This window comes from Streptomyces sp. NPDC005202, from assembly GCF_040608235.1.
Lineage (GTDB): Bacteria > Actinomycetota > Actinomycetes > Streptomycetales > Streptomycetaceae > Streptomyces.
In genome coordinates, this window is record NZ_JBEXHW010000003.1 from 275,917 (window position 1) to 299,609 (window position 23,693).

At 73.2% G+C, this 23,693-nt stretch carries 21 protein-coding genes and 2 pseudogenes; 9 read left to right on the forward strand and 14 right to left on the reverse strand.

The window, feature by feature from the left end; genetic code table 11:
- Positions 1 to 153 precede the first annotated feature (153 nt).
- Positions 154 to 2,232, reverse strand: coding sequence for a SpoIIE family protein phosphatase (locus ABZV31_RS07950; protein ID WP_355889663.1), 2,079 nt, complete (start codon positions 2,230 to 2,232; stop codon positions 154 to 156).
- Between the two features lie 366 nt (positions 2,233 to 2,598).
- Here ABZV31_RS07950 and ABZV31_RS07955 point away from each other — a divergent pair, with 366 nt between their 5' ends.
- Entirely contained in the window at positions 2,599 to 2,970 is a 372-nt protein-coding gene (locus tag ABZV31_RS07955) for a hypothetical protein (protein ID WP_355889666.1), read from the forward strand.
- Here ABZV31_RS07955 and ABZV31_RS07960 read toward each other — a convergent pair.
- Positions 2,853 to 4,154, reverse strand: a complete 1,302-nt coding sequence (locus tag ABZV31_RS07960) for a M20/M25/M40 family metallo-hydrolase (RefSeq protein ID WP_355889669.1) — start codon at positions 4,152 to 4,154, stop codon at positions 2,853 to 2,855. The two genes, ABZV31_RS07955 and ABZV31_RS07960, sit on opposite strands and share 118 nt — an antisense overlap.
- A 147-nt stretch (positions 4,155 to 4,301) precedes the next feature.
- Between ABZV31_RS07960 and ABZV31_RS07965 the strand changes: the two genes are divergently transcribed.
- Both ABZV31_RS07965 and ABZV31_RS07970 read left to right on the forward strand, forming a co-directional pair.
- On the forward strand, positions 4,302 to 6,317 hold the full coding sequence (locus tag ABZV31_RS07965) for an NADPH-dependent 2,4-dienoyl-CoA reductase (protein ID WP_355889672.1): 2,016 nt from the start codon (positions 4,302 to 4,304) through the stop codon (positions 6,315 to 6,317).
- 40 nt (positions 6,318 to 6,357) lie between these two features.
- Positions 6,358 to 6,909, forward strand: a complete 552-nt coding sequence (locus tag ABZV31_RS07970) for a PadR family transcriptional regulator (RefSeq protein WP_355889674.1) — start codon at positions 6,358 to 6,360, stop codon at positions 6,907 to 6,909.
- Positions 6,910 to 6,966: 57 nt separating this feature from the next.
- Here the strand turns inward: ABZV31_RS07970 and ABZV31_RS07975 are convergent, their stop codons facing one another.
- From ABZV31_RS07975 to ABZV31_RS07985, 3 genes are all read right to left on the reverse strand, one after another.
- A complete protein-coding gene (locus tag ABZV31_RS07975; protein ID WP_355889677.1) occupies positions 6,967 to 7,500 on the reverse strand; it encodes a hypothetical protein in 534 nt (177 codons plus the stop codon).
- Between the two features lie 202 nt (positions 7,501 to 7,702).
- Positions 7,703 to 8,644 (reverse strand): LysR family transcriptional regulator, encoded by a 942-nt coding sequence (locus ABZV31_RS07980; protein WP_355889680.1) that lies wholly within the window; start codon positions 8,642 to 8,644, stop codon positions 7,703 to 7,705.
- Positions 8,645 to 8,664: 20 nt separating this feature from the next.
- Entirely contained in the window at positions 8,665 to 9,630 is a 966-nt protein-coding gene (locus tag ABZV31_RS07985) for a fibronectin type III domain-containing protein (RefSeq protein ID WP_355889682.1), read from the reverse strand.
- 440 nt (positions 9,631 to 10,070) lie between these two features.
- On the opposite strand from ABZV31_RS07985, the gene ABZV31_RS07990 reads away from it, so the two are divergent.
- Positions 10,071 to 10,847, forward strand: coding sequence for a glycoside hydrolase family 75 protein (locus ABZV31_RS07990; protein ID WP_355889685.1), 777 nt, complete (start codon positions 10,071 to 10,073; stop codon positions 10,845 to 10,847).
- Between the two features lie 354 nt (positions 10,848 to 11,201).
- On the opposite strand, the gene ABZV31_RS07995 is transcribed toward ABZV31_RS07990, so the two are convergent.
- From ABZV31_RS07995 to ABZV31_RS08035, 9 genes and pseudogenes are all read right to left on the reverse strand, one after another.
- A complete protein-coding gene (locus ABZV31_RS07995) occupies positions 11,202 to 11,612 on the reverse strand; it encodes a PTS fructose transporter subunit IIA (protein WP_355889688.1) in 411 nt (136 codons plus the stop codon).
- A 1-nt stretch (position 11,613) separates the two neighbouring features.
- On the reverse strand, positions 11,614 to 12,213 hold the full coding sequence (gene dhaL, locus ABZV31_RS08000; RefSeq protein WP_355889691.1) for a dihydroxyacetone kinase subunit DhaL: 600 nt from the start codon (positions 12,211 to 12,213) through the stop codon (positions 11,614 to 11,616).
- Between the two features lie 69 nt (positions 12,214 to 12,282).
- Positions 12,283 to 13,275 carry a dihydroxyacetone kinase subunit DhaK gene (gene dhaK, locus ABZV31_RS08005; RefSeq protein WP_355889693.1) on the reverse strand — a complete coding sequence of 331 codons (993 nt, stop codon included), beginning with the start codon at positions 13,273 to 13,275 and terminating at the stop codon, positions 12,283 to 12,285.
- 252 nt (positions 13,276 to 13,527) lie between these two features.
- Positions 13,528 to 13,986 (reverse strand): ATP-binding protein, encoded by a 459-nt coding sequence (locus tag ABZV31_RS08010; RefSeq protein WP_355889696.1) that lies wholly within the window; start codon positions 13,984 to 13,986, stop codon positions 13,528 to 13,530.
- Positions 13,983 to 14,480, reverse strand: a complete 498-nt coding sequence (locus tag ABZV31_RS08015) for a DUF1360 domain-containing protein (protein WP_355889699.1) — start codon at positions 14,478 to 14,480, stop codon at positions 13,983 to 13,985. Before ABZV31_RS08015 ends, ABZV31_RS08010 begins: the two co-directional genes overlap by 4 nt.
- Positions 14,481 to 14,577: 97 nt before the next feature.
- Complete coding sequence (locus ABZV31_RS08020; protein WP_355890082.1) at positions 14,578 to 15,303, reverse strand: ribonuclease BN; 726 nt, start codon at positions 15,301 to 15,303, stop codon at positions 14,578 to 14,580.
- Positions 15,304 to 15,817: 514 nt separating this feature from the next.
- Positions 15,818 to 16,171 (reverse strand): hypothetical protein, encoded by a 354-nt coding sequence (locus ABZV31_RS08025; RefSeq protein WP_355889702.1) that lies wholly within the window; start codon positions 16,169 to 16,171, stop codon positions 15,818 to 15,820.
- Between the two features lie 38 nt (positions 16,172 to 16,209).
- A pseudogene (locus ABZV31_RS08030) lies at positions 16,210 to 16,580 on the reverse strand (DUF6479 family protein).
- A gap of 37 nt (positions 16,581 to 16,617) precedes the next feature.
- Positions 16,618 to 17,022, reverse strand: coding sequence for a ChaB family protein (locus tag ABZV31_RS08035; protein WP_355889705.1), 405 nt, complete (start codon positions 17,020 to 17,022; stop codon positions 16,618 to 16,620).
- Positions 17,023 to 17,145: 123 nt separating this feature from the next.
- On the opposite strand from ABZV31_RS08035, the gene ABZV31_RS08040 reads away from it, so the two are divergent.
- The 5 genes and pseudogenes from ABZV31_RS08040 to ABZV31_RS08060 all read left to right on the forward strand — a co-directional run bounded on the left by ABZV31_RS08040 (position 17,146) and on the right by ABZV31_RS08060 (position 23,601).
- Entirely contained in the window at positions 17,146 to 17,529 is a 384-nt protein-coding gene (locus ABZV31_RS08040; protein ID WP_355889708.1) for a ferredoxin, read from the forward strand.
- 102 nt (positions 17,530 to 17,631) lie between these two features.
- Positions 17,632 to 18,808: pseudogene (locus tag ABZV31_RS08045) on the forward strand (acyl-CoA dehydrogenase family protein).
- A gap of 69 nt (positions 18,809 to 18,877) precedes the next feature.
- The gene (locus ABZV31_RS08050; RefSeq protein ID WP_355890085.1) at positions 18,878 to 19,675 is read left to right on the forward strand and encodes an oxygenase MpaB family protein; all 798 of its coding nucleotides are present in this window, start codon (positions 18,878 to 18,880) and stop codon (positions 19,673 to 19,675) included.
- Positions 19,676 to 19,737: 62 nt separating this feature from the next.
- Positions 19,738 to 21,975 (forward strand): serine/threonine-protein kinase, encoded by a 2,238-nt coding sequence (locus ABZV31_RS08055; protein WP_355889711.1) that lies wholly within the window; start codon positions 19,738 to 19,740, stop codon positions 21,973 to 21,975.
- Positions 21,976 to 22,032: 57 nt separating this feature from the next.
- Positions 22,033 to 23,601 (forward strand): NAD(P)/FAD-dependent oxidoreductase, encoded by a 1,569-nt coding sequence (locus tag ABZV31_RS08060; protein ID WP_355889713.1) that lies wholly within the window; start codon positions 22,033 to 22,035, stop codon positions 23,599 to 23,601.
- Positions 23,602 to 23,693 lie beyond the last annotated feature (92 nt).

Here is a 23,693-nt window from a genome sequence, read left to right on the forward strand (position 1 = left end):
CCGGGACCCGAGGTCAGGTCGTCGCCCCGCTCCTCTCGGCCAGCGGCCGGGCGTCCGGGCGCCCGGAGGCCTGGCACCCCACGGCATGCCTTTCCTGTGATGGTGGAATGCGGCCGGTAAGGACCAGGTAGTCCGTGTGAAAACCGGTCGCTCCTATGACAGCGCCTGCGCACGGGCGATCAAGAGGGCCACGTCGTCGTGGTTGTCCGGCTGGTGCAGCGTGCGCAGCAGGAAGTCGCAGAGTTCCTCCAGGGGGCGCGTCGGGCCGTCGAGCAGGGTCAGCAGCGTCTCCAGGCGCTCGTCCAGCGGGTGCCGGCGGGTCTCGACGAGCCCGTCGGTGTAGAGCACGAGCTGGTCGCCGGGTTCGAGATCGACCGTGGTGGTGGAGAACTCGACGCCTCCCACACCCAGCGGGACCCCGGTGGGCAGGTCGAGCAGCTCCGGGGGACGGCCCACGCGGATGCGGGCCGGTGGCAGGTGCCCGGCGTTGGCGATCCGGCACTGCCGCCGGTGCGGGTCGTGGACGGCGTACAGGCAGGTGGCGATGGAGTGGTCCAGGCCGTCGGTGATCCGGTCGAGGTGCTCCAGCAGCTGCGCGGGGTCGAGATCGAGCGAGGCCAGGGTGTTCGTCGCGGTGCGCAGCCGGCCCATGGTGGCGGCGGCGCTGATGCCGCTGCCCATGACGTCGCCCACGACGAGCGCCGTCTTGTCGCCCTCCAGCGGGATCACGTCGAACCAGTCGCCGCCGACCTCGATCGTGGCACCCGCGGGCTGGTAGCGGGAGGCGACCTCGAGGCCGCCCGTCACGGGCGGGTGGCTGGGCAGCAGGCTGCGCTGGAGGGTGAGGGCGGTGTCGCGGGCGTTCTGGTACCAGCGGGCGTTGTCGATCTGCACGGCCGCACGGGCGGCCAGCTCCCGGGCCAGCAGCACGTCGTCCTCGCTGAACGGCAGCGGGTTGCGGGTGCGTTTGAGGTCCAGGGCGCCCAGCACCTCGCCGCGCGCGATCAGCGGCACGGCCAGATACGAGTGCACGCCTGCGCGGGCCAACAGCACCGCCGCCTCCGGGGAGCGGGCGATGCAGCTCAGATCCTCGTCCTTCACCTGCGCCACCAGGACCGGGCGTCCGGTGCGCACGCACTGCGTGACGAGGCGGTCGGGGCCGTAGTGGGCCACCTGGCCGGGAGGATCGGCCGCCTGCAGGGCGTCCGCGGCATGGTTCGCCCGCACGGCCAGGGCGCGGATCACCTCCGGCTCGGCGGGCCGGAGGCTGCTCCGGCGGCCCGCGACCACCGCCTCCAGCAGGTCCACGGCCGCGACGTCGGCGAGCTCCGGCACGGCGACGTCCGCCAGCTCGCGGGCGGTGCGGTCCAGGTCGAGGGTGGTGCCGATCCGGGCGGAGGCGTCGGCGATGAGGGCCAGGCGCCGGCGCGCGGTCTCCGCCTCGATGCCCGCCCGGTACTGCTCGGTGATGTCCACGATCGACGCGGCCACGCCCAGCACCGTCCCCACCGCGTCCTCCAGCCGGTAGAGCGAGATCGACCAGGCGTGGTCCTCGTCCGGATCGGCAGGGGTCCGGCCGACGGTGGACATGTCGACGAGCGGCCGGCCGGTCTCCAGCACCCGGCGCACCGCGGACTCCAGGACGTCGGCGTCCAGGTTCGGCAGGACCTCGCGGACCGTCCGGCCGAGGTGTTCCTCGGCCGGTATGCCGTTCATGCGCTCCAGGGTCGGGTTGACCGAGACGTACCGCAGCTGGGTGTCCAGGACGGCCAGCCCGATCGGGGACTGCGAGACGATCCGCGCCGACAGCGCCACGTCCCGCTCCAGCCGCCGCACGGTCGACTGGTCGGCGGCGAGCCCGAGCGCGAAGACGTCTCCCCGGTCGTCCAGGAGCCGCATGTTGCGGAACTCCACCAGGCGGGTGCTGCCGTCCTTGTGCCGGATGGGAAAGGCTCCCGCCCAGCCCTGACCGGTCTCCAGGACGTCGGCGAACAGCTTGACGACCAGGTCGAGGTGCTGCTCGTAGACCATCAGCCGGGCGGCGTACTGCCCCAGCGCCTCCTCCGCCGAGTAGCCGAAGAGCTCCTCGGCCTGCGGGCTCCACAGCACGATGCGTCCCTGGGCGTCGAGGACCACCGAGGCCACGCCCAGCACGTCGAGCAGCCCGCTCGGTTTCACCGGACCCCGCACCGGCTCGTCACCCTCGGTCGGGGGAGCCCCGGCTGCTGTCATCCCACGCACCGCCTTCGCCCGTCCACGCGGCCCGCCGTCCCCGGTGCCGACACACCCTGTTGTACCGCGCCGGCACTCACCTCTCCGATGGTCCGTTGCTTCCCTCCACCATCCCTCAACACAACGGCGGCCGTCCCGCCGAGTCGGCCGGACCGCTGCACGAGTCGCTCCGCAAGGATCGCTCCCCAACGACCGCTCCGTGAGGGATCGCTCCGTGAGGGATCGCTCCGTGAGGGATCGCTCCGTGAGGATGTGGAGTGCCGCCGGTGGTGCTCTCCTGGGAGGTGGTGCTTTGCTGAGGGTGGGGGTGCGGTTCGCGGGGAGCTCCTGCGGTACCGCAGCGTGGCCACGAGAGGAGCGATCACGATGGACAGCGAGCGACCGCACGCGGAGTCCGTCTCCGTGGAGCTGAGCGGATGCACCAAGGAAGACGCCCGTGTCGTGTTCGACGCCCTGTGCGCGTGCTTCTCGTCCGACCGGTGCGCGGAGGACGTACCCCGTGACTACCACGAGGTGCGCCCCACGGTATGGCTAGGCACCTTCGACGTGGCCGACGCCCACCGGGCAGACTGCGGCCCCACGCGGCTCGGGGCGTCCGTCACGGCCGACCTGCAGGGCGGCTACTGGGCGATCGAGCGGTTCCGTACGACCCTGGATTCCCTGTTCTCCGTGCAGGACCTCAGCATGGCCTCCGGCGACCAGGAGCGGGAGCTGCACGTACGGCTGGTGAGCCGCTGAAATTCACGGGCACTCCTCCTGGAGGAGGCCGAGGACGGCCCGCAGTAGACGGCGTGGATCGTAGGCAGCTCCGCGAGGCGGACGCGCTCGTCGACGCCGTGCAGACTCTCGTACGGCAGACCGAAACCGGCGGTGGCCGGGACGCCCTCGGCCGCCAGCAGGTTGCCGATGTTCGACGGCCCCGCCGTCTTCGCCCGGACGGTCAGCCCTTCCCGGGCGGCGGCGTCGAGGAGCGCGGCGGCCGGCTGCTCGTCCTCGGCCAGGCGGAACGGCGGCCATTCGGCCACCGGGGTGACACCGGTCGGCCGCGGAGCGGGTACGCGCGCGTCCAGCTCGGCCGCCGCCGCCCGCACCAGGGCCTCGGCGGCCGCCGCGGCGAAGGCCGGGGTGGTGCGGATGTCCACGCCCAGCTCGCACCGGTCCGGCACGACCGAGAAGCCCTGCCCGCCGTGGCAGAACGTCACCGTCAGCTTCGGCGGCAGCGGGAACCTCTCGTCGGCGCCGGGGAGCGCGGCCGCGTCCAGCAGTCGTACGAGTTCGGCCGCCCGTGACACGGCCCCGACCGTGAGCCTGCTCGACCCGGAGTGCCCCGAGGCCCCGTGCACCGCGAGCGTGGCCCGCCACAGGCCCCGCCCCCCGACCACGACCTCGTCCGGGCCGGGGTAGCCGATCATCACCCCGGCCGGGCGGGCCGCGGCCGGGTCGGCGAGGTAGGCGCGGGCGCCACCGAAGGCGCCGGTGTGCTCGTCGGCGTCCAGCAGTACGGCGAGCCCGCCGCGCAGGGACTCGGCGCGGGGCCGCACCTCGGCCGCGAGATGGCAGAACAGGGCCGCGGCGAGCTTGGAGTCGGCCGCGCCCCTGCCCCGCAGCGACCCGTCGACCACATCACCGGAGGCCGGCGGAAACGACCACGCCGCCTCGTCGCCGAACGGGGCGGTGTCCACGCAGGCGTCCAGCGCCCACCACGGCCCGGCCCGGCCGCCGGCGATCTCCACCAGCAGGGCGACCGGGCGGGCCGTGCCGTCGTGCAGGCGCCGGTGCGGCAGCTCACGCGCGGCGAGCCAGTCCTCCAGGACCTCCAGGACGGGTCCGTAGTCGTCGATCCCGGCCCGGCTCGGCCGGCGGATCAGCTCCCGGGCGAGCTCCACCACGGACGCGGTGCTCTGCTCACTGTCTGCTCGCATGCCTCTTCCCTCTCCCGATGCCGTCGGGCCCGACGCCGTGATGCTTCCCAGTGGCCGCGCCCACACCCCAGCTGTTGTGCAACTAGTTGCATAAAACCTGCGCCGTCCTCTACAACTACAGAGATCACACCGCGTACGGAGGGGCCGATGAGCCGTTACCCGCACCTGCTGAGCCCGCTCGACCTGGGCTTCACCACCCTGCCCAACCGCGTTCTCATGGGCTCCATGCACGTCGGCCTGGAGGAGGCCGAGCGCGGCTTCGAGCGCATGGCGGAGTTCTACGCCGCCCGGGCCCGCGGGGGAGTGGGGCTGATCGTCACCGGCGGTATCGCACCCAACGAGGAGGGACGGCCGTACGAGGGCGGCGCGAAGCTCACCACCGAGGAGGAGGCCGAGCAGCACGTCGGCGTCACCGCCGCCGTCCACCGCGAGGGCGGGCGGATCGCGCTGCAGATCCTGCACTTCGGCCGCTACGCCTACCACCCCGGCCTGGTCGCCCCCAGCCCGCTCCAGGCGCCGATCAGCCCCTTCGTGCCCCGCGAACTCACCGACGCCGACATCGAGCGGACCATCGACGACTACGCCCGCACCGCCCGCCTCGCCCGGCAGGCCGGTTACGACGGCGTCGAGATCATGGGGTCCGAGGGCTACCTGATCAACGAGTTCATCGCCGCGCAGACCAACCACCGCACCGACCGCTGGGGCGGCTCGTACGAGAACCGCATGCGCTTCCCGGTCGAGATCGTCCGCCGGGTGCGCGAGGCGGTCGGCGAGGACTTCATCGTCGTCTACCGGCTGTCCATGCTGGACCTCGTGCCGGGCGGCTCCTCCCTGGACGAGGTGATCACGCTCGCCAAGGCCGTCGAGGCCGCCGGGGCGACGATCATCAACACCGGCATCGGCTGGCACGAGGCGCGCATCCCCACCATCGCCACCTCCGTGCCGCGCGGCGCGTACACCTGGGTGACGAAGAAGCTCATGGGCACGGTCTCGGTCCCGCTCGTGACCACCAACCGCATCAACACCCCGGAACTCGCCGAGCAGCTGCTCGCCGAGGGCTACGCCGACATGGTGTCGATGGCCCGACCGATGCTCGCCGACCCCGACTTCGTCGCCAAGGCCGCGGCCGGCCGGCCCGAGGCCATCAACACCTGCATCGGCTGCAACCAGGCCTGCCTCGACCACACCTTCAGCGGGCAGATCACTTCCTGCCTGGTCAACCCGCGCGCCTGCCACGAGACCGAGCTCGTCCTGTCGCCCGCCCGTCGGCGCAAGCGGGTCGCCGTCGTCGGCGCCGGTCCGGCCGGGCTCGCCTGCGCGGTGAGCGCCGCCGAACGCGGCCACGAGGTCACGCTGTTCGACGCCGCGAGCGAGATCGGCGGCCAGCTGAACGTGGCCCGCAAGGTCCCCGGCAAGCAGGAGTTCGACGAGACGCTGCGCTACTTCCGTCACCAGCTCGACGAGCACGGCGTGGACGTACGGCTCAACACGTGGGCGACCGCCGCGGACCTCGCCGACTACGAGGAGATCGTCGTCGCCACCGGCGTCACCCCGCGCACCCCCGACATCCCCGGCGTCGACCACCCCCGCGTCCTCGGCTACCTCGACGTGCTGCGCGACGGCGCCCCCGTCGGCGACCGGGTGGCCGTCCTCGGCGCGGGCGGCATCGGATTCGACGTCGCCGAGTACCTGACCGACGGCGGCGACAAGGCGAGCAGGGACCCGGCGACGTACTTCCGCACCTGGGGTGTCGACATGGACTACCGTGCCCCCGGCGGCCTCGCCGCGCCCGAGCGGCCCGCCCCGCCGCGCTCCGTGCACCTGCTGCAGCGCAAGACCAGCAAGGTCGGTGCCGGCCTCGGCAAGACCACCGGCTGGATTCACCGCACCGAGCTCAAGCACCGCGGCGTCACCATGGTCCCGGGCGTGCGCTACGACCGGATCGACGACGCCGGGCTGCACATCACCGTCGACGGCACCAGCACCGTCCTGGAGGTCGACACCATCGTGCTGTGCACCGGGCAGGAGCCGCGCCGGGACCTGTACCACGAGCTGGTCGCCGCCGGGCGCAGCGCGCACCTGATCGGTGGTGCGGACGTGGCCGCAGAGCTGGACGCGAAGCGCGCCATCAAGCAGGGCACGGAAGTTGCGGCGGCGCTGTAGGGGCCGACCGGGACGGACGGGCCGTCCCTAGGATGACTCCATGTCACTCCCGCATGCGATCCTCACCGCCCTGCTCGAAAAGCCGTCGTCGGGGCTCGAGCTGACGCGCCGCTTCGACAGGTCGATCGGCTACTTCTGGTCGGCGACGCATCAGCAGATCTATCGCGAGCTGGGAAGACTGGAGGCCGAGGGCCTGATCCGCACCCTGCCGGCCGAGCAGCCGGCCCGCGGGCAGAAGAAGCGCTACGAGGTCCTGCCCGCGGGCCGCGCCGAACTGGCCCGCTGGACGGCGGCGTCCCAGGACCCGAAGCCGCTGCGCGACACGCTGCTGCTGCGGCTGCGTGCCGCGGCCGTGGTCGGCACCGCGGGCCTGGAGGCCGACCTCAGGCGCCATCTGGAGCTGCACGAGCGGCAGTTGGCGGAGTACCGGGAGATCGAGAAGCGCGACTTCCCGCCCGGCAAGGACAGCGTCCAGGACCGGCTGCAGCACCTGGTACTGCGGGCCGGCATCGACCTGGAGACCTTCTGGACGCAGTGGCTCACGCACGCGCTGGAGGAGTTCGCGGGGCTGCCCGGTCGCGACCCGGCGTGACGGCGGCCGCCGGCGTCGACCGCGCAGTGCGGGCGGCTTGCCTGCGCCGGCCCCGGTTCAGAGCCGGTACGGCTTCGAGCGGCGGCGCAGCACCCAGCCCGTGGCGATCATCGCCGCCCCCACCAGCGTCCCGCCCACCGCGAACGTGACCGGTCCGTAGTCCTTGGTGCCCCCGCCCAGGCCGCCCATCACACCGCGCGACGGCGAGGACGTGGCGGAGATCGTCGGGGTCGAGCGGGCCGAGACGATGACCGACTGGGTGCCCGCCGTGATGTTGTTCGAGCACACGACGATCACGGTGTACGTGCCCGGGCTCACGCTCTGCCAGGCGGCGGACTGGCTGACGCTCGTCCCCGTCAGCGGCACCTGCCGCCCCTGGGCGAAGTTCGCCTGGCCGCTGTTGAGCAGCGAGGCGGTGCCCCAGCTGCCGTTGACCTGGGTGCACGCGCTGGTCGTGACCGACACCGTGGAGCCGTTGGTGCTCACGGAGATCCCCGGCCCCGCGCCGGCCGGTCCGGGGGCGAGACCGACCGCGAGCGCGGCGGCTGCCACGACCGGGCCGGAGTGGAGGAGTGGCTGAGAGATGCGCATGGGACTTCCCTCCGGCGGCACGGTCGGCGGTCCATCCCATACGCCGCCGGAGATAGGGAAACGCCCGTGCTGCCTCAGGAGCAGCCAACGTCCCCCGGCCGTGTCACGCCTGCGGAGCGCGCCCGGGCAGGTGACGGATTCCTTCGTCCGGCGCAGTGGGGATGCTCCGTCGCAGGCGTGCGGTGTTCCCCCAGGTGCTCCCTCACCAGGTGGGCGCCGCCTGGAGCAGGCGCTCCCGGACGAGCAGCACGTGCGGGTTGTCGGGGACACCGGGGCGCTGGGTGAGGTAGGTGGTGTTGATCGGCGGGTCCTCGGGTGACAGCAGCGGCACCACAGCGCGCGAGGCCAGTTCGTCCAGGCACAGACAGCGGGGAAGCACGGTGATCCCGGCCCCGGCGGCGACCGCGGCCAGCACGCCCCGCAGATCCGGGACGGTGATCGCGGCCTGCCCGGTCAGCCGCGTCCCGAAGACGTGCCGCCAGTAGCGCCGGGCGATCGGCAGGTCCTCGGCGTAGGTGACCAGGGGCGCCGCGTGCAGCGCGGCGGGCCCCTCGGCGGCCACGCGGTCGGGGCCGATGCGCTCCGCCCAAACGGGCGCGGCGACCAGCACGAACTCCTCGTCCATCAGCGGGACCCAGTTCAGCGTGCGGCCGCGCGGCCGCGAGGTGGCGATCACGAGATCGTGGCGGCCGGCGCGCAGGGCCGCCAGCAGGTCGTCGGTGAGCCCGGTGCCGATCCGCAGCCGTACGCCCTGCTCGACGAGCGGGGCCAGCGCGGCTAGGACCCGGGCGCACAGCACCTCGGCCGGGCCCGCCAGATGGACCGGCTCCGGCGGCCGGTCGGCGCCGAGGCCGCCGCGGTCCGCGACGGCGGCGAGCGCGTCCAGCGGCGCTGCGACCCGGCCGGCCAGCTGGTCCGCCACCGGCGTGGGCACCACGCCACGCGACCGCCGCTCGAACAGCTCCCGTCCCAGCTGCGCCTCCAGGGTCCGGATCTGTGCCGTCACCGTCGGCTGCGACACCCCGAGCAGCCGTGCCGCCGCCGTGAACGAGCCGGCGCGGTGCACGGCGAGGAAGGTGCGCAGGAGGGAGAGATCCAAAGGCGCCGCCGAGCCCGGTCGGCCATCGGTGTCCCTATGGCTCATGAGGCCCATCCTAAGATCACCTATGACTGCTCCGGACCGGTCGTCACCGTCCGCTCCGCCGAGAAGCCGCCCCAGGTGCCGTCCGGCAGCCTGGCACTGATCCGCACCCGGTGGGTGACCCCGGCGTCCCGCCCCACGTAGAAGCTGTACGACGCCCGGTCGCGCGGTGCGGCGCCGCCCCAGACCAGGGAGGTCGCCGGGCGTCCGTCGAGCTGGATCTGGTACTCCGTCACCACGCCGTCGGTGCGCGGCGGGACCCAGACGAGGTCGAGGTAGTACGCCCCGCCGGCCCGGTGGGTGGTGGCGCGGAAGCCGGTGGGCGCCGTGCCCCGTCCGTCGTCGGAGGCCGGCGCGGTGGTGAGGCGGACCGGGGTACTGGCGGGGGAGAGGTTGTCTGCCGCGTCGCGGGCCCGGACGGTGAACGAGTAGCGGGTGCCGGGCCGCAGACCCGTGACCACGGTCGCCGTCTGCGCCCCGCCCACGCTGTGGATCTTCGTGGTGCCCTGGTAGATGTCGTACGAGACCACGCCCCGGTCGTCCGTCGAGCGGGACCAGGACAGCTGGACCGCCCGGCTCCCCACCGCCCTGCCGTGCGGACCGAGTGGGCGCGTCGGGGCCGAGCGGTCCGCCGCGGCGGCCGCGGGCGTCGTCGCCCGCACCTCCCGGCTGCGCGGCCCGAGCCGGCCGTCGGTGTCCTGGGCCCGCACGGTGAAGACGTACGTGGTGGACGGCCTGAGCCGGGTGACGTCCACCATGTGCTCGGAAGCGGGTACGTCCTTCACCTTGGTGGTGCCGCGATACACCTCGTAGCCGCTGATGCCGGGTCCTGCGGACACCGCGCTCCACATGACGTGCACGCTGGTCGCGCTCCCCGCCGCGGCGCTGACGCCCGTCGGTGCCCCGGGCAGCCGGCCGCCGCTCTCGCCGTCGTCCTTCCCGCCCCAGCCGCAGGAGGCGAGCAGCGCCAGCGCACCGCAGACCGCCACGGCACGCCCGGGAACGCGGAGAGGGAGTGGAGCGGGGGCGGGAACGCGGCGCACGAGGTCTGCCTCCCCGGAACGGCGGCGCGGACGGCTCGAACGCCGCTTGGGCAATGGTCCGGACCAATATGACGCCCCGACGGGATCCCTTCAAGGGGGCCGCCGTTGGTGACTGCCGGGAGGAGTTACGTATGCTGAAGCTCCTCTCGGCTGAACTTCCCCAGAGGGCAGGGGAGTTCATGCTGTGGCGCGGACCGCTGTCGTCGCTGATGCCGCGCCGGCGCGGGCGGCCGGGGCCGGAGCCGACACGGACTCGGGTCCCCGGCCGCCTGTACGCAGTTACGGGCCGTGCGCCGTCCGATCCCTTAACGTTGACCGCACGATCGAATTGACACCATTTCAGGGTGAGTGTCCGTCAATGTCCCCCAGGAGAGGGGTTCTCCATCGTGCGTGTCCCGTCGTTGACTTTGGTCGCGGCAAGCGCCGTCCTGCTCGCCTCGACGAAGCCTCCCCCCGCCGTCACGCCGCTGGGTCCCAGCGAGGAGCCGGCGGCGCGGCAGGACGGCGATGTCCGCGCCGCCGACCCGCTGGGTCCCAGCGAGGAGCCGGCGGCGCGGCAGGACGGCGATGTCCGCGCCGCCGACCTGCTGGCCAAGGTGCGTGACTGCACACCTGTCTCCCGGGGCCGCTACCGCTCCGACGCCGGCGCGCCCGCCGCCGTCCCGGTCTGCGGCCTGCACGGTGCCGTCTTCTGGAAGGCCGACATGGACATCGACTGCGACGGACGGCCCACTGCCCGCTGCAACCGCCGCACCGACCCGCAGTTCTACCCCGCCTCGACCTACCAGCAGTCCGACGGCGGCCACCTGAACGCCGAGCGCCTGCCGTACATCGTCGTGCCCGCCGCGAGCCGCGTCTGGAACCCCCGCGCCCACGGCGTGGGCGGCGGATCCGTCGCGGCCGTCGTCTACCGGGACCGGGTGCAGTACGCGGTCGTGGGTGACACCGGGCCGCGGGACCTCATCGGCGAGGCCTCGTACGCCACCGCACGGCGCCTCGGCATTCCTGCCGACCCGCGTCGCGGCGGCGCGCGCTCGGGCGTGACCTACATCGTCTTCAAGAACGCCCGGGTCAGCGCCATCGAGGACCACGCGGCCGCCGTGGCGGCGGGGGAGCGGCTGGCACGCCAGCTGGTGAGCGGCGGTACCGCACGCGGCAGGTGACCGGCGCCGGCTCACGTGGCCGGCCGCGGCCGCACGGGGCACCGACCGGCGCCGCTCCCGCGCACACCATGTCCCGCGCGCAGGCCGAGACCCCCGCACACACCATGCCACCCGCACACACCATGCCACCCGCGCACGCCATGCCACCCGCGCACGCCATGCCACCCGCGCACGCCATGCCACCCGCGCACGCCATGCCACCCGCGCACGCCATGCCACCCGCGCAGGCCGAGACCTTCGCGCAGGCCATGGCACGCGCGCAGGCCGAGACCTTCGCGCAGGCCATGGCCTCCCCGCAGATCGAGGCATCCGAAATGGACCGGACGGGGCTCGCGGGCTCGCCCGGCGGTGGTCTCAGACCTTCCGGTAGCTGTACGCCTCCGTGGCCGCCGCCTCCACCGCGTCGAGGTCTGCGCCCGCCGCCGCCGTGACGACCGCGGCCACCGCGCCCTCGAGGAACGGGGCGTCCACCAGGCGCGTGTTGCCGGGCAGTTCGTCGCCCTCGGCGAGGAGCGCCTTCACGGTGAGCACGGCGCTGCCGAGGTCGCTCAGGACGGCGACCCCGGCGCCCCGGTCCACGGACGCGGCCGCGGCGGAGACCAGTTCGGCGCTGGTGCCGAACCCGCCGTCCTCTCTGCCGCCCGCCGGGGCCACGGGCACCGCCGTGGCGCCTCCGGCCAGCCCCTTCGCCAGTTCGGCCACCGATGCGGCTACCTCCGCGCTGTGCGAGACCAGCACGATGCCGACCAGTTTCTCGTCACTCACCTCAGGCCTCCGCTGCTTCAGCGAGTGCCGCGATCAGCAGCGCGGACGACGTGGCACCGGGGTCCTGGTGCCCGATGCTGCGCTCACCCAGATAACTGGCCCGGCCCTTGCGGGCCTGCAGCGGCGTCGTCGCCTCCGCGCCCTCCTCGGCGGCGGCCCGCGCCGCGGCGAAGCCGTCGCCCAGCGCGTCCACCGCCGGCACCAGCGCGTCGACCATGGTCTTGTCGCCCGGGGCCGCCCCGCCCAGCGTCATGACTCCGTCGACGCCCGCGCGCAGCGCCTCGGCGAGCTGCTCCTCACTGACCTCGGTGGCGTCCCCGAGCGCCTTGCCGGTACGGCGCAACAGGGTCCCGTACAGGGGCCCGGACGCGCCGCCGACCGTCGAGATCAGCTGACGCCCGGCGAGGGTCAGGACCGCGCCGGGCGTGTCCGGCGCCTCCTTCTCCAGCGCGGCCCGCACGGCCGTGAAGCCGCGTTGCAGATTGCTGCCGTGGTCGGCATCTCCGATGGCCGAGTCGAGGGCGGTGAGCCGTTCCGCCTCGCGGTCGACGGACGCTGCGGTCGCCGTCATCCAACGGCGGAAGAAGTCGGCGTCGAGCACTGGATCTCCTTGCGTGTAGGTACGGCCTTGTACGTACGGTGAACGCGCCCGTGGCTCCCGCCGTCGGTGTCACATGCCCCAGCGCAGGCCCGGCGTCTTCACCGGCGCGTCCCACAGCCGGAGCAGCTCCTCGTCGACCTGGCACAGGGTGACCGAAGCGCCCGCCATGTCGAGGGAGGTGACGTAGTTGCCGACCAGGGTGCGGGCGACGGCCACACCGCGCTGGGCGAGCACCCGGTGCACCTCGGCGTTGAAGCCGTACAGCTCCAGCAGGGGGGTCGCGCCCATGCCGTTGACCAGCAGCAGGACGGGGTTGCGCGGGTTCATGTCCTCCAGGATCGCGTTGACCGAGAAGTCGGCGATCTCGCCCGAGGTCATCATCGGCCGCCGCTCCCGTCCCGGCTCGCCGTGGATGCCGATGCCCAGCTCCAGCTCGCCGGGCGGCAGGTCGAAGGTGGGGCTGCCCTTGGCCGGGGTGGTGCACGCGCTCAGGGCGACGCCGAAGCTGCGGGAGTTCTCGTTGACCTGCCGGCCGATCGCCTCGACCCGCTCCAGCGGCTGCCCCTCGTCGGCCGCCGCGCCCGCGATCTTCTCCACGAACAGTGTCCCGCCGGTGCCGCGCCGCCCCGCCGTGTACAGGCTGTCGGTCACCGCCACGTCGTCGTTGACGAGCACCTTCGCGACCTGGATGCCCTCGTCCTCGGCGAGCTCGGCCGCCATGTCGAAGTTGAGCACGTCACCGGTGTAGTTCTTCACGATGAACAGCACGCCGGCCCCGCTGTTCACGGCCGCCGCGGCCCGCAGCATCTGGTCCGGCACCGGGGAGGTGAAGACCTCTCCCGGACAGGCCGCCGACAGCATCCCCGGGCCCACGAATCCGCCGTGCAGAGGCTCGTGCCCGGATCCGCCGCCGGAGACGAGGGCGACCTTCCCGGCCACGGGGGCGTCCCGTCGTACGACCACCCGGTTCTCCACGTCGACCGTCAGCTCGGGGTGGGCGGCCGCCATACCGCGCAGCGCGTCCGCGACCACGGTTTCCGCGACGTTGATGAGCATCTTCATGGCTGCCTCCTGGTGAGCCCGGCGGGGCGTTCTCGGTCTGGCGCTTCCGTGGGGTCGAGTGCGGGGTGGTGGGAAAGGCGCGGATCTGTCTCCGGCTCGGTCGACAGGTGCGCGCCATGGGCGGCTCGGCGGGTTTCGTCCACCCGCTCTCCGCAGTATCGACCTTGTGGCCGCGAAGGTCACCTGTACCGCCCCTCCCCGCGGGGCTGCCGCGCGTCGGCGCCGTGCGGTGCGACCCGCGCCCGGCCCGCCTCAGGCCGCCTGCCCGACCTCGAAGCATCCGCGGCCGTCGAACCGCACGTCGTACACGGCGTCGAAGCCGTCGGCGGGCAGGGGCCGGCGCAGCCGCTTCAGCGTCGCGTGGATGCCGACGTCCGGGACGCGGGCGCGCCCCGCGCGCGCCGCGTTGCGGCGCAGGGAGTTCGCCGGGTCCGGGGGGAACCAGTACGCGACGACGGCGGCGCCGTGGGCGCGAGCGGCGTCCATCAGGGGGCGCCACTCCTCGGGGGAGGGATTGGTGTTGTCGACGGCCACCGACCGGCCCGCGGCCAGCGCCTGTTCGACCAGCCGCATCTGCCGGGCCTGCTTGCCGCGGGCGCCACGGGGGAAGAGGTCCTTGCTCACCAGCTCGAAGCGCTGCGCGAGCCGGCGGCGGTAGAAGGTGGACTTGCCCGACGCCTGCAGCCCGACCAGCACGGCCAACTCGGTCACGCGCTCAACCCTCGGCCTTCTGCCCCGTCCAGCTCCAGGCGTACTGCAGCCAGTCCGCACGTGACGGCGCCCGGGCCCGCGCCCAGGAGACGGGCGGCCCGCGGCGCACAGGCGCAGCAGCCGACGAGGGCACCGGCCACCCCGACGGCGGTGCAGAACGGGCAGGACACCAGGTCCCCGACGGCGCGCCGGACGCCGCTGCCGCGGGGCTCGTCCGTCACTTCACCGGCCGGGCTGGCGGCCTCGCGGCGGATGAAGGGCGCGCGGAGGAAGCTGGTGACCTTGTCCTTGGAGAGCAGCCGCGACGCCTTGAACGTCGCTCCGCCCAGCAGCGCGACGTCCCAGAGCGGAATCCGGTCGGGCAGCCGCACCCCCAGGCGCCGGGCCGCCACGGCGCACAGCGCGGCGCCCGCCGTGAAGGTCGCCGCGAGCGCGGCGTACCCGCCGAGGGGCACCTCGCCCCGGTCGGTGTAGGACCGGTCAACGGCCACCATGGAAACCTCCCCCGTTGCTGCCGCCCGGATCGTGCGAGCGCGGCCCGAGTGCCCCGCTCGGCGCCCGCCACACGCGCTCGGGCGGCCGGACCGGCCGTCAGTCCGCGGGCTCTTCGTGCTTCAGCAGGTGCCCCATCCGGTCGCAGAACAGATGGCCGAGCAGCGCACCGCCATGGACGACGAACCCCGCGCCGACGAGCCAGGACTCCACCACCAGGACCGTGCCGACGGCACCGTAGCTGACCGCGTTGGTGACGATGAGCGGGGTGAACACCAGGTACGAGAACGTCCGCAGGCCCACCAGGCCCACCATGGTGAAGAAGGCGCCAGGCAGCAGCAGCCGCCAGCGCACCTGGTGGCCGAGGAGGAAGCGCGGGCTCCACCAGAAGAACAGCATGCCGATCGCCACACTGAGCAGCATGCGGTACGTCCCCGCGAGCACGGTGCGGGTCTGCACCTGGACGTACAGGTACACCATGAGCACGAGGAGCCAGACCGCCTGGCGCCATATCCGGTGCCAGGGCCCGGCGGGCAGCCGCCACACCCGCTCGTAGCCGTTCTGGACGCTGGAGGCGAACGACAGGCCGAACAGGGCGAGCAGCACCAGGCCCCACACGCTGGTCGTGCCGACCACCTGGCGCGCCGGGCTGGTGACTTCCGAGACCGCCCGGGCGGACCGGCCGGACAGGTCCATGGCATCCACCAGCCACAGCGCGAACCCGCCCTGGTGCAGTGGATCCGCCGCCGCTACGACGATCAGCAGCGGGGCCAGGGTGACCAGGGCGAGCGTGGCGAAGCCCATGGCCCGGTGCATGAGCTCCAGTTCCTTGCCGCGCCGGTAGAGCTCAACGACCCACGAGCGGTGCGCCGTTGCGCGGTCGGTGGAGCCCCGCTCGTTCAACGCGGCCGCCGGAGGTGTCCGTCTCCGCGACCGGCGACGCCCGACGTCAGGCGGGACGGAGTCAGGCGTGACATGGCGACGGCGCCTCCTCTCCGCGGTCCCGGGTGACCGGTTGCGCGGCCGCGCAAACCCATCATCGTCGACGGAACCGGCCGGGGCACCCGGGGGCTCGCGGGAGCGGTCTGCGGGGGAGCGACGCGCCCGGGTACCCGCGGCGCATGGCGGTGGACAGGAGAATCGCGCAGCGGCCGTGTCAGGGGTCGCCGCGGCAGCGGACGAACCGGAGACTCGGACAGGTCCTGGCGCGCTGGGCCACCACTTGTGGCGTCCTCGCCCTGCTGATGGGGGCCGACTGGCCCGCACCGGGCTGCAGTTGCGATCCACGTGTGCTCTACGTGCTCTACGTGCTCTACGTGCTCTACGTGCTCTACGTGCTCTACGTGCGGTCACCCTTCGGCTTGCCCCGCTGGTCCGGCGTGCCGTGCGGCGGCGGGCTGAAGGGCTGCGGCGAGGTCGCGGGGGTCACCGGGGAGCCCGCGTGACTCCCGGCCTGCTCGGGGCGCAGGGCGGCGGGATTGCCCTGGGTCGGCTGGGCGCCCGACTGCAACTGCTCCAGACGCGAGGTCAGCACCTCGGTGACCGGCAGACGGTCGGCGTGCGTCCGCTCGAAGGCGAGCAGCTCCTCGACCTCCTCGACGGTCAGCGAGCGCACCCGGCTCTCGAGGGCGCCGAGGGGCAGATGGTCGTAGTCGGGCAGGGGCAGGCTGCTGCGGCCGGCGTCGTCGGCCATGGATCTCACTTCCCTCTTGCGACGGCCTCACATGCAGGTCAGCGACGGACGCCCGGCCCGCCGCTGCCGAACGAGCCGGTGCTGCCCTCGTCCCAGCGGGGGCGCTGCTGCGTCGGGATCGTCCGGGACCCGGGGTTGCCGTGCGCCTTCAGCCGGTGCGGCGTCAGACGGTCACGGCTCCTGGGTACCTCGTCGGGCTCGCGGTTCTCCAGGACCTCGCGGACCGGACCCTCGTCCGGCACCCGCGGCTGTTCCTCGGGGCGCGGTGGGGCGGGCTCGCGGCGGCGGATGCGGACGCCCATCCAGAAGGCGCCGATCAGCAGGGCATGACGATCAGGCCCGCGACGAACGGGCCGATGCCGACCAGCAGGTCCCGGGTCACGGCGATGTCCAGCGATGCGGTACTCATGGTCGGCGAGTACCCCCGGTCTTTGCGGTGAACCGGCTCACCTCGAGCGCGCCTCGCGGGTCTTCGAACGGTTGGCCTTGCGGATCGCGTCCAGCAGCTCCCCCTTCGACATCCGGGACCGCCCGTCGATGCCGAGGCGCTGCGCCACGTCGTAGAGGTGCTCCTTGGACGCGCTCTCGTCGACGCCCTCGCCGCTGCGCCCGCCCTGCTGCCGGGGCCGGGCCGACCGCGGGTCCGAGGGGCCCTTGCGGCCGCCCTCCTTGCGCTCCCAGTGGTCGCCGACCTTCTCGTACATGTGCTTGAGCGCGCCGTACGCCACCCGGTGTGCCCGCTCGCCCTCGCCGTACTGTTCCACCGCCGAGTCGTGGGCCTTGATCCAGGTGCGCTGGGCGTCCCGGGAGGAGCGCTCCAGCGTCGACGGCAATTCCTGTCGTCCGGGCACGGATCCACCTCCGTAAGTCGTTGTTCTCCGGGCCGGGCGGGTGCCCTGAGAGGGACCGGGAAAACGGGGCGGAACCCTTGGGAACACCGGTTTGGCGGGTTCGGCACCGGCTACCCGCGCGGTGTGCCTACGACACCATCGACGAGTTCGCAACAGGAGCTCATCCGATTCCTCGAGGATCGTTTCGCATGCGCGCAGGCGTGCACGGAGTGCGCGCGGGCGTGCGCGCTGCGCGCGAGCCTGGTGGATCCCGGCGGGAGCGACGAGCAGGAACTCGCACGGCGCAAGGGCATCATGTGCGCGGAGGTGTGCGACGCGACCTGCCGTGTGCTGTCCGAGCAGAACAGCCAGGACGAGGCCGGCATCCGCGTCCAGCTGGAGTGGTGCCGGACCGAGTGCCTGGAGAGCGCACAGCTCTTCGACCGGCATCCCGGCGCCGAGGAGACCGCGGAGGCCTGCCGGGCGTGCGCCCGGGCCTGCACGGACTTCATCGCGACGCTGAGCTGACACGGAAGGCCGAGGGCCGGGCAGTGCACCGGCATTCCCAATTTCTGAAACACGTTCTACGGTGTGCGCCGTCAGGGCCGGCCTTGGGAGCCTGGAGGCGCCGTGCATCTCGACCACACGCCCGAGCAGCAGCGGCTGCGCAGCGACCTGCGCGCGTACTTCGCCGGGCTGGTGCCGGCAGGCGCCTACGCCCACCACGCCGACCCGGCCGCCCAGAAGCGGTTCTACCGCGACACCGTCCGGCGGCTCGGCAGCGACGGCTGGCTCGGTGTGGGCTGGCCGAAGGAGTACGGCGGGCGCGGTCTGACCCCGATGGAGCAGTTCATCTTCTTCGACGAGGCCGCCCAGGCCGGCGTGCCGATGCCGCTGATGGCGCTCAACACGGTCGGCCCGACGCTGATGCAGTTCGGCACGGACGAGCAGAGGCGTACTTCCTGCCGAAGATCCTCTCCGGCGAGATCGACTTCGCCATCGGCTACAGCGAGCCCGACGCGGGCACGGACCTCGCGTCCCTGAAGACCCGCGCGGTGCGGGACGGCGACGAGTACCTCGTCAACGGGCAGAAGATCTGGACCACCAACGGCGACACTGCGGACTGGGTGTGGCTGGCGGTGCGCACCGACCCCGAGGCACCGCCGCACAAGGGCATCACCATGCTCCTGGTGCCGACCTCCGACCCCGGCTACTCCTGCACGCTCATCAACACCCTCGCCTCGCACGACACCACGGCGAGCTACTACGAGAACATCCGCGTCCCCGCCTCCCGCCGGGTCGGCGAGGAGAACCAGGGCTGGCGGCTGATCACCAACCAGCTCAACCATGAGCGGGTCACGCTCGCCGCGCACGGCACCATGGCCATCCGCGCCCTGCACGACGTGCAGCGCTGGGCGGCGCAGACCAAGCTCGCCGACGGCCGCCGCGTCCTCGACCTGCCCTGGGTACGCCGCCGGCTGGCCCAGACCCACGTGAAGCTCGATGCGATGAAGCTCCTCAACTGGCAGATGGTCGGCGCCGTCCAGGAGGGCACCCTCACCCCGCAGGACGCCTCCGCGGTCAAGGTCTACGGCTCCGAGGCACGCCGGGACGCCTACGCCCGGCTCATGGAGGTCGTCGCCGCCGCGGGCGCGCTGAAGGAGGGCTCGGCCGGCGCCGTCCTGCACGGCGAACTGGAACGCGGCTACCGCTCTGCGGTGATCTTCACCTTCGGCGGCGGCAACAACGAGATCCAGCGCGAGATCATCTCCTGGATCGGCTGGGGATGCCGCGGGTACGGCGTTAGCCTGCCGACGTGGAGACCACACCGACCGGTGACCCCGGGCTCTTCGGGCCCTCCTCGGTGACCTGGCAGATGCACGGTGACCCGATGATGTGGGTGGCCGGCGTCCGCGCGCTGTACCTGCAGGCCCTGCACCCGCGCGCGGTGCGCGGCGTGCTGCAGAACTCCGACTTCCGGCGCGACGCCTGGGGCCGGCTGATGCGCACCGCCCACTTCGTCGGGACGACGACGTACGGCACGACCGAGGCCGCCGAGCGGGCAGGTGCCCGGGTGCGGAAGATCCACAGCATGCTGTCCGCGACCGACCCGGAGACGGGGGAGACGTACGGGATCGACGAACCCGAACTGCTGCTGTGGGTGCACTGCGCGGAGATTGACTCCTATCTGCACGTCCTGCGCCGCTCCGGGTTCCGCCTCACCGACGCCCAGGCCGACCGCTACATTGCCGAACACCGGGAAAGCGCCCGCCTGGTGGGCCTCGCCCCCGAGGCCGTGCCCTCCGGTCGGCGGGAGCTGGCCGCCTACTTCGACAAGGTGCGGCCCGAACTCGCCGCCGGGGCCGAGGCACGTGAGGTGGACGACTTCCTGCTCCGCCCGCCGACGCACCCGTTGCTGGTCCCGGCGCGTGAGGTGCTGTGGCGGCGCGTGGCGCATCTGGCGTACGCCTCCCTGCCGCCGTACGCCCACGAGTTGTACGGCAGACCGGCCCCACCACCTGCCACCGTCACCCGCCGGTTGCGTGCCACGGGCACCCTGCTGCGCTGCGTTCCCGCACGTGTGCGGTGGCAACTCCCGCCCAAACACATCCTCCGCGCGATGGCCAGGCTCGGTGCCGACTCCCGTCCGGCACCGTACAAAGTCGGACGATAGCTCGCCATACTGGACGAGCCAGGGGAGGGCGGGGTATACGGCGACGGGGGCGACGGCGGGAGATGGCGGACACCAGGCTGGTCCAGGGCCGGTACCGGCTGCTCGACCTGATCGGGCGCGGCGGCATGGGCGAGGTGTGGCGTGCGCGGGACGAGTCGCTGGGCCGCCACGTCGCCGTGAAGTGCCTCAAGCCGCTGGGCCCGCACCACGACCCGTCCTTCACCCGGGTGCTGCGCGAGCGGTTTCGGCGCGAGGCCCGGGTCGCCGCCGCGCTCCAGCACCGCGGGGTGACCGTCGTCCACGACTTCGGCGAGTCCGACGGCATCCTCTACCTGGTGATGGAGCTGCTGGACGGCTGCAACCTCAGCCAGCTGCTGGAGGACAACAAGCACCACCCGCTGCTCGTCCCCGACATCGTCGAGATCGCCGAACAGGTCGCCGCCGCCCTCGCCTACACCCACCAACAGGGCATCGTGCACCGGGACCTGAAACCGGCGAACATCATGCGGCTTACCGACGGCACGGTGAAGATCTGCGACTTCGGCATTGCCCGCCTCGGCCACGACATCGGCTTCACCGCCCGGCTGACCGGCACCGGCATCGCCATGGGCACCCCGCACTACATGTCGCCGGAGCAGATCAGCGGCACCGAGGTCGACCAGCGCAGCGACCTGTACTCGTTCGGCTGTGTGCTGTACGAAATCGCCACCGGGGCACCGCCGTTCGACCTCGACGACGCCTGGGCCGTCCTCGTCGGCCACCGCGACACCGCGCCCGCACCGCCGCGCCGTCACCGCGCCGAGCTCCCCGAGTACCTGGAGCGGATCATCCTCGACCTGCTCGCCAAGCTTCCCGAGCAACGGCCCCGGGACGCCCACGAGTTGTGCCGCCGCATCATCGCGGGCCGGACCGCTCCGGCGTACGTGCCCACGGTGGTCACGCCCCGCCCGCAGCCAAGTCCGCCCGAGCCGGCGGCGCGCGAGGCACGCCTGCCGTCGTGGACCCACGGCATGACCACCGGCCACAAGGCGACCGGGGCCGGGCTGCGCACCACGCCTCCGGACGCGGCAGCGGGCCTCACCGGCGAGTGGATCGCGTGTTCCGTCACCGGCCGCACCGAGCGGCCCGCCCCCGACGAACAGCCCGCCCCGCGGCCGGAGACCGTCACCGCGCTCGCCGGGCGGCACAACGCGGGCCTGAGCCTGGGGAGGCTCGGCCGCTGGGCCGAGGCGGGCGAGGTGCACCGCGCGGTCGCCGCCGAGCGCGCCCACCTCCTCGGACCCGACCACCCCGACACCCTCGCCAGCCGCTACGAGCTGGCCTTCACCCTCAGCCGCACGGGCCGCGCCGCCGACGCGCTGCGCGAGTACAAGCAGGTGACCGAGGCCAGAATCCGCGTGCTCGGCGCCGACCACCCGGACACGCTCGCCGCTCGTCAGGAAATGGCCTACGTACTGGGGCAGTTGGGCCGTCATTTCGACGCGCACCAGGTGTACGCGTCGGTGCTCGCCGCCCGGGATCGGACCATGGGCCCCGAACACCCCGACACCCTGCGCTGCCGCCACAACCTCGCCTTCAACCTCAGTCGGCTCGGCCGCCCGGAGGACTCCCACCGCATGGCGTGCGAGGTGGCCGCCGCCCGTGCCCGGGTGCTCGGACCGCTCCACCCCGACACCCTGGTCACCCGGTACGAAGTCGCCTACGCACTGGGCCAGTTGGGCCGGTGGGCCGAGGCCCTGCAGACCTACCGCGAGGTCGCCGAGGCACGCGCCCAGGCCCTCGGCCCCGACCACGCCGACACCCTTGCCGCCCGCTACGAGGTCGGCATCAGCCTGGGCCGGCTCGGCCGCAGCGCGGAGGCGCTCCAGCTGTACCGCGGTCTGATCGAGGACCGCACCCGCGTCCACGGCCCCGCCCACTCCGAGACCCTGCGCGCCCGCCACGGCCTCGGCGTCAACCTCGGCCGCCTGGGCCGGTGGGAGGAGGCACTGGCGGAGTCCCGCGACGTGTGCGCGATCCGCGAGCGCGTGCTCGGCCCCGAGCATCCCGACACCCTGGTCAGCCGCCGCGAGGTCGCCGTCGGCCTCGGCTGGCTCGGCCGCTGGGCGGACGCGCTCACCGAATACCGCCTGGTGGCCGCCGCCCGGGAACGCGTCCTGGGCCCCGACCACTCCGACACCCTCGCCAGCCGCAACGACGAGGCCCACTGCCTGGAACAACTCGGCCGCGGCGCGGAAGCCGTCGAGCTGTACCGCAGGGTGGCGGTGCTGCGCCAGCAGCGTGCAGCGGGCGGCCACTGAGCCCGGCGCACGGGCCCACCACTGGCCGACCTAGATCATCACGTGTTACCAAGAAGCATGACCGCACTCGAGGGACACGGAACGTACGACGCCGTCATCGTCGGCGGAGGCCACAACGGGCTGGTCGCCGCCGCCTACCTGGCACGGGCCGGACGGTCCGTGCTGGTGCTGGAGCGGCTGGACCACACCGGCGGCGCCGCCGTCTCCACCCGCCCGTTCACCGGGGTCGACGCCCGGCTGTCCCGCTACTCCTACCTGGTCAGCCTGCTGCCGCGGAAGATCGTGCGGGACCTGGATCTGGACTTCCGCATCCGCGCCCGCACCATCTCCTCGTACACGCCCGCCGAGCGGGACGGACGGCCCACCGGGCTGCTCGTGGGCGGCGGCGAGCGGCGGACCCGGGAGGCATTCGCCCGGCTGACCGGCTCGGACCGCGAGTACGAGGCCTGGCGGCGCTTCTACGGCATGACCGGCCGCGTCGCCCAGCGCGTCTTCCCCACGCTCACCGAGCCGCTGCCCACCCGCGACGAGCTGCGCCGCCGCGTCGACGACGAGGACGCCTGGCGGATCCTGTTCGAGGAGCCGATCGGCGTCGCCGTCGAGGAGCACTTCGCCGACGACCTGGTGCGCGGCGTGGTCCTCACCGACGCCCTCATCGGCACGTTCGCCGACGCACACGACCCCTCCCTGCGACAGAACCGCTGCTTCCTCTACCACGTGATCGGCGGCGGCACCGGCAACTGGGACGTGCCGGTCGGCGGCATGGGCGCCCTGACCGACGCGCTCGCCGCCGCCGCCCGCCAGGCGGGTGCCGTCATCGCCACCGGCCACGAGGCCCTGCGGGTGGCGACCGACGGACGGACCGCCGAGGTGACGTACCGCACCCGGGACGGAGAGGGCACGGTCGGCGCCCGGCACGTCCTGGTGAACGCCTCGCCGCAGGCGCTGGCCCAGCTGACCGGCGACGCGCCGCCGGAGCCCGCCGAGGGCGCCCAGCTGAAGGTGAACATGCTGCTCAAGCGGCTGCCCAGGCTGCGCGACACCTCCGTCGACCCGCACGAGGCCTTCTCCGGCACCTTCCACATCGCCGAGGGCTACGCGCAGCTCGCCGCCGCCCATGCGCAGGCCGCCGCCGGCGAACTGCCCGCCGCGCCGCCCTCCGAGATCTACTGCCACTCCCTGACCGACCCCACGATCCTCGGCCCCGACCTGGTCGCGCAGGGCTACCAGACGCTCACCCTCTTCGGCCTGCACACACCCGCCCGGCTCTTCGCCCGGGACAACGACGCCGTCCGCGAGGAACTGCTGAAGTCGACCCTCGCGCAGCTTGACGCGCACCTCGCCGAGCCGCTCGCCGGGTGCCTGGCGACCGACGCGGACGGGCGGCCGTGCATCGAGGCCAAGACCCCGCTGGACCTGGAACAGGACCTCGGGCTGCCCGGCGGCAACATCTTCCACCGGGCCCTGAGCTGGCCGTACGCCCAGGACGGCACCGGCCGCTGGGGCGTGGAGACCCGGTACGCCAACGTGCTGCTGTGCGGCGCGGGCGCGGTGCGTGGCGGCGGGGTCAGCGGGGTGCCGGGGCACAACGCGGCCATGGCGGTGCTGGAGGGACAGAGCGGCTGAATACCTCTCCCGTCGTGGGGCACTCCGGCAGGGCGAAGGCAACCGTACGACCCGGCCGCCCCCGCGGACGGCCGTACCACCCCCCACCCCCG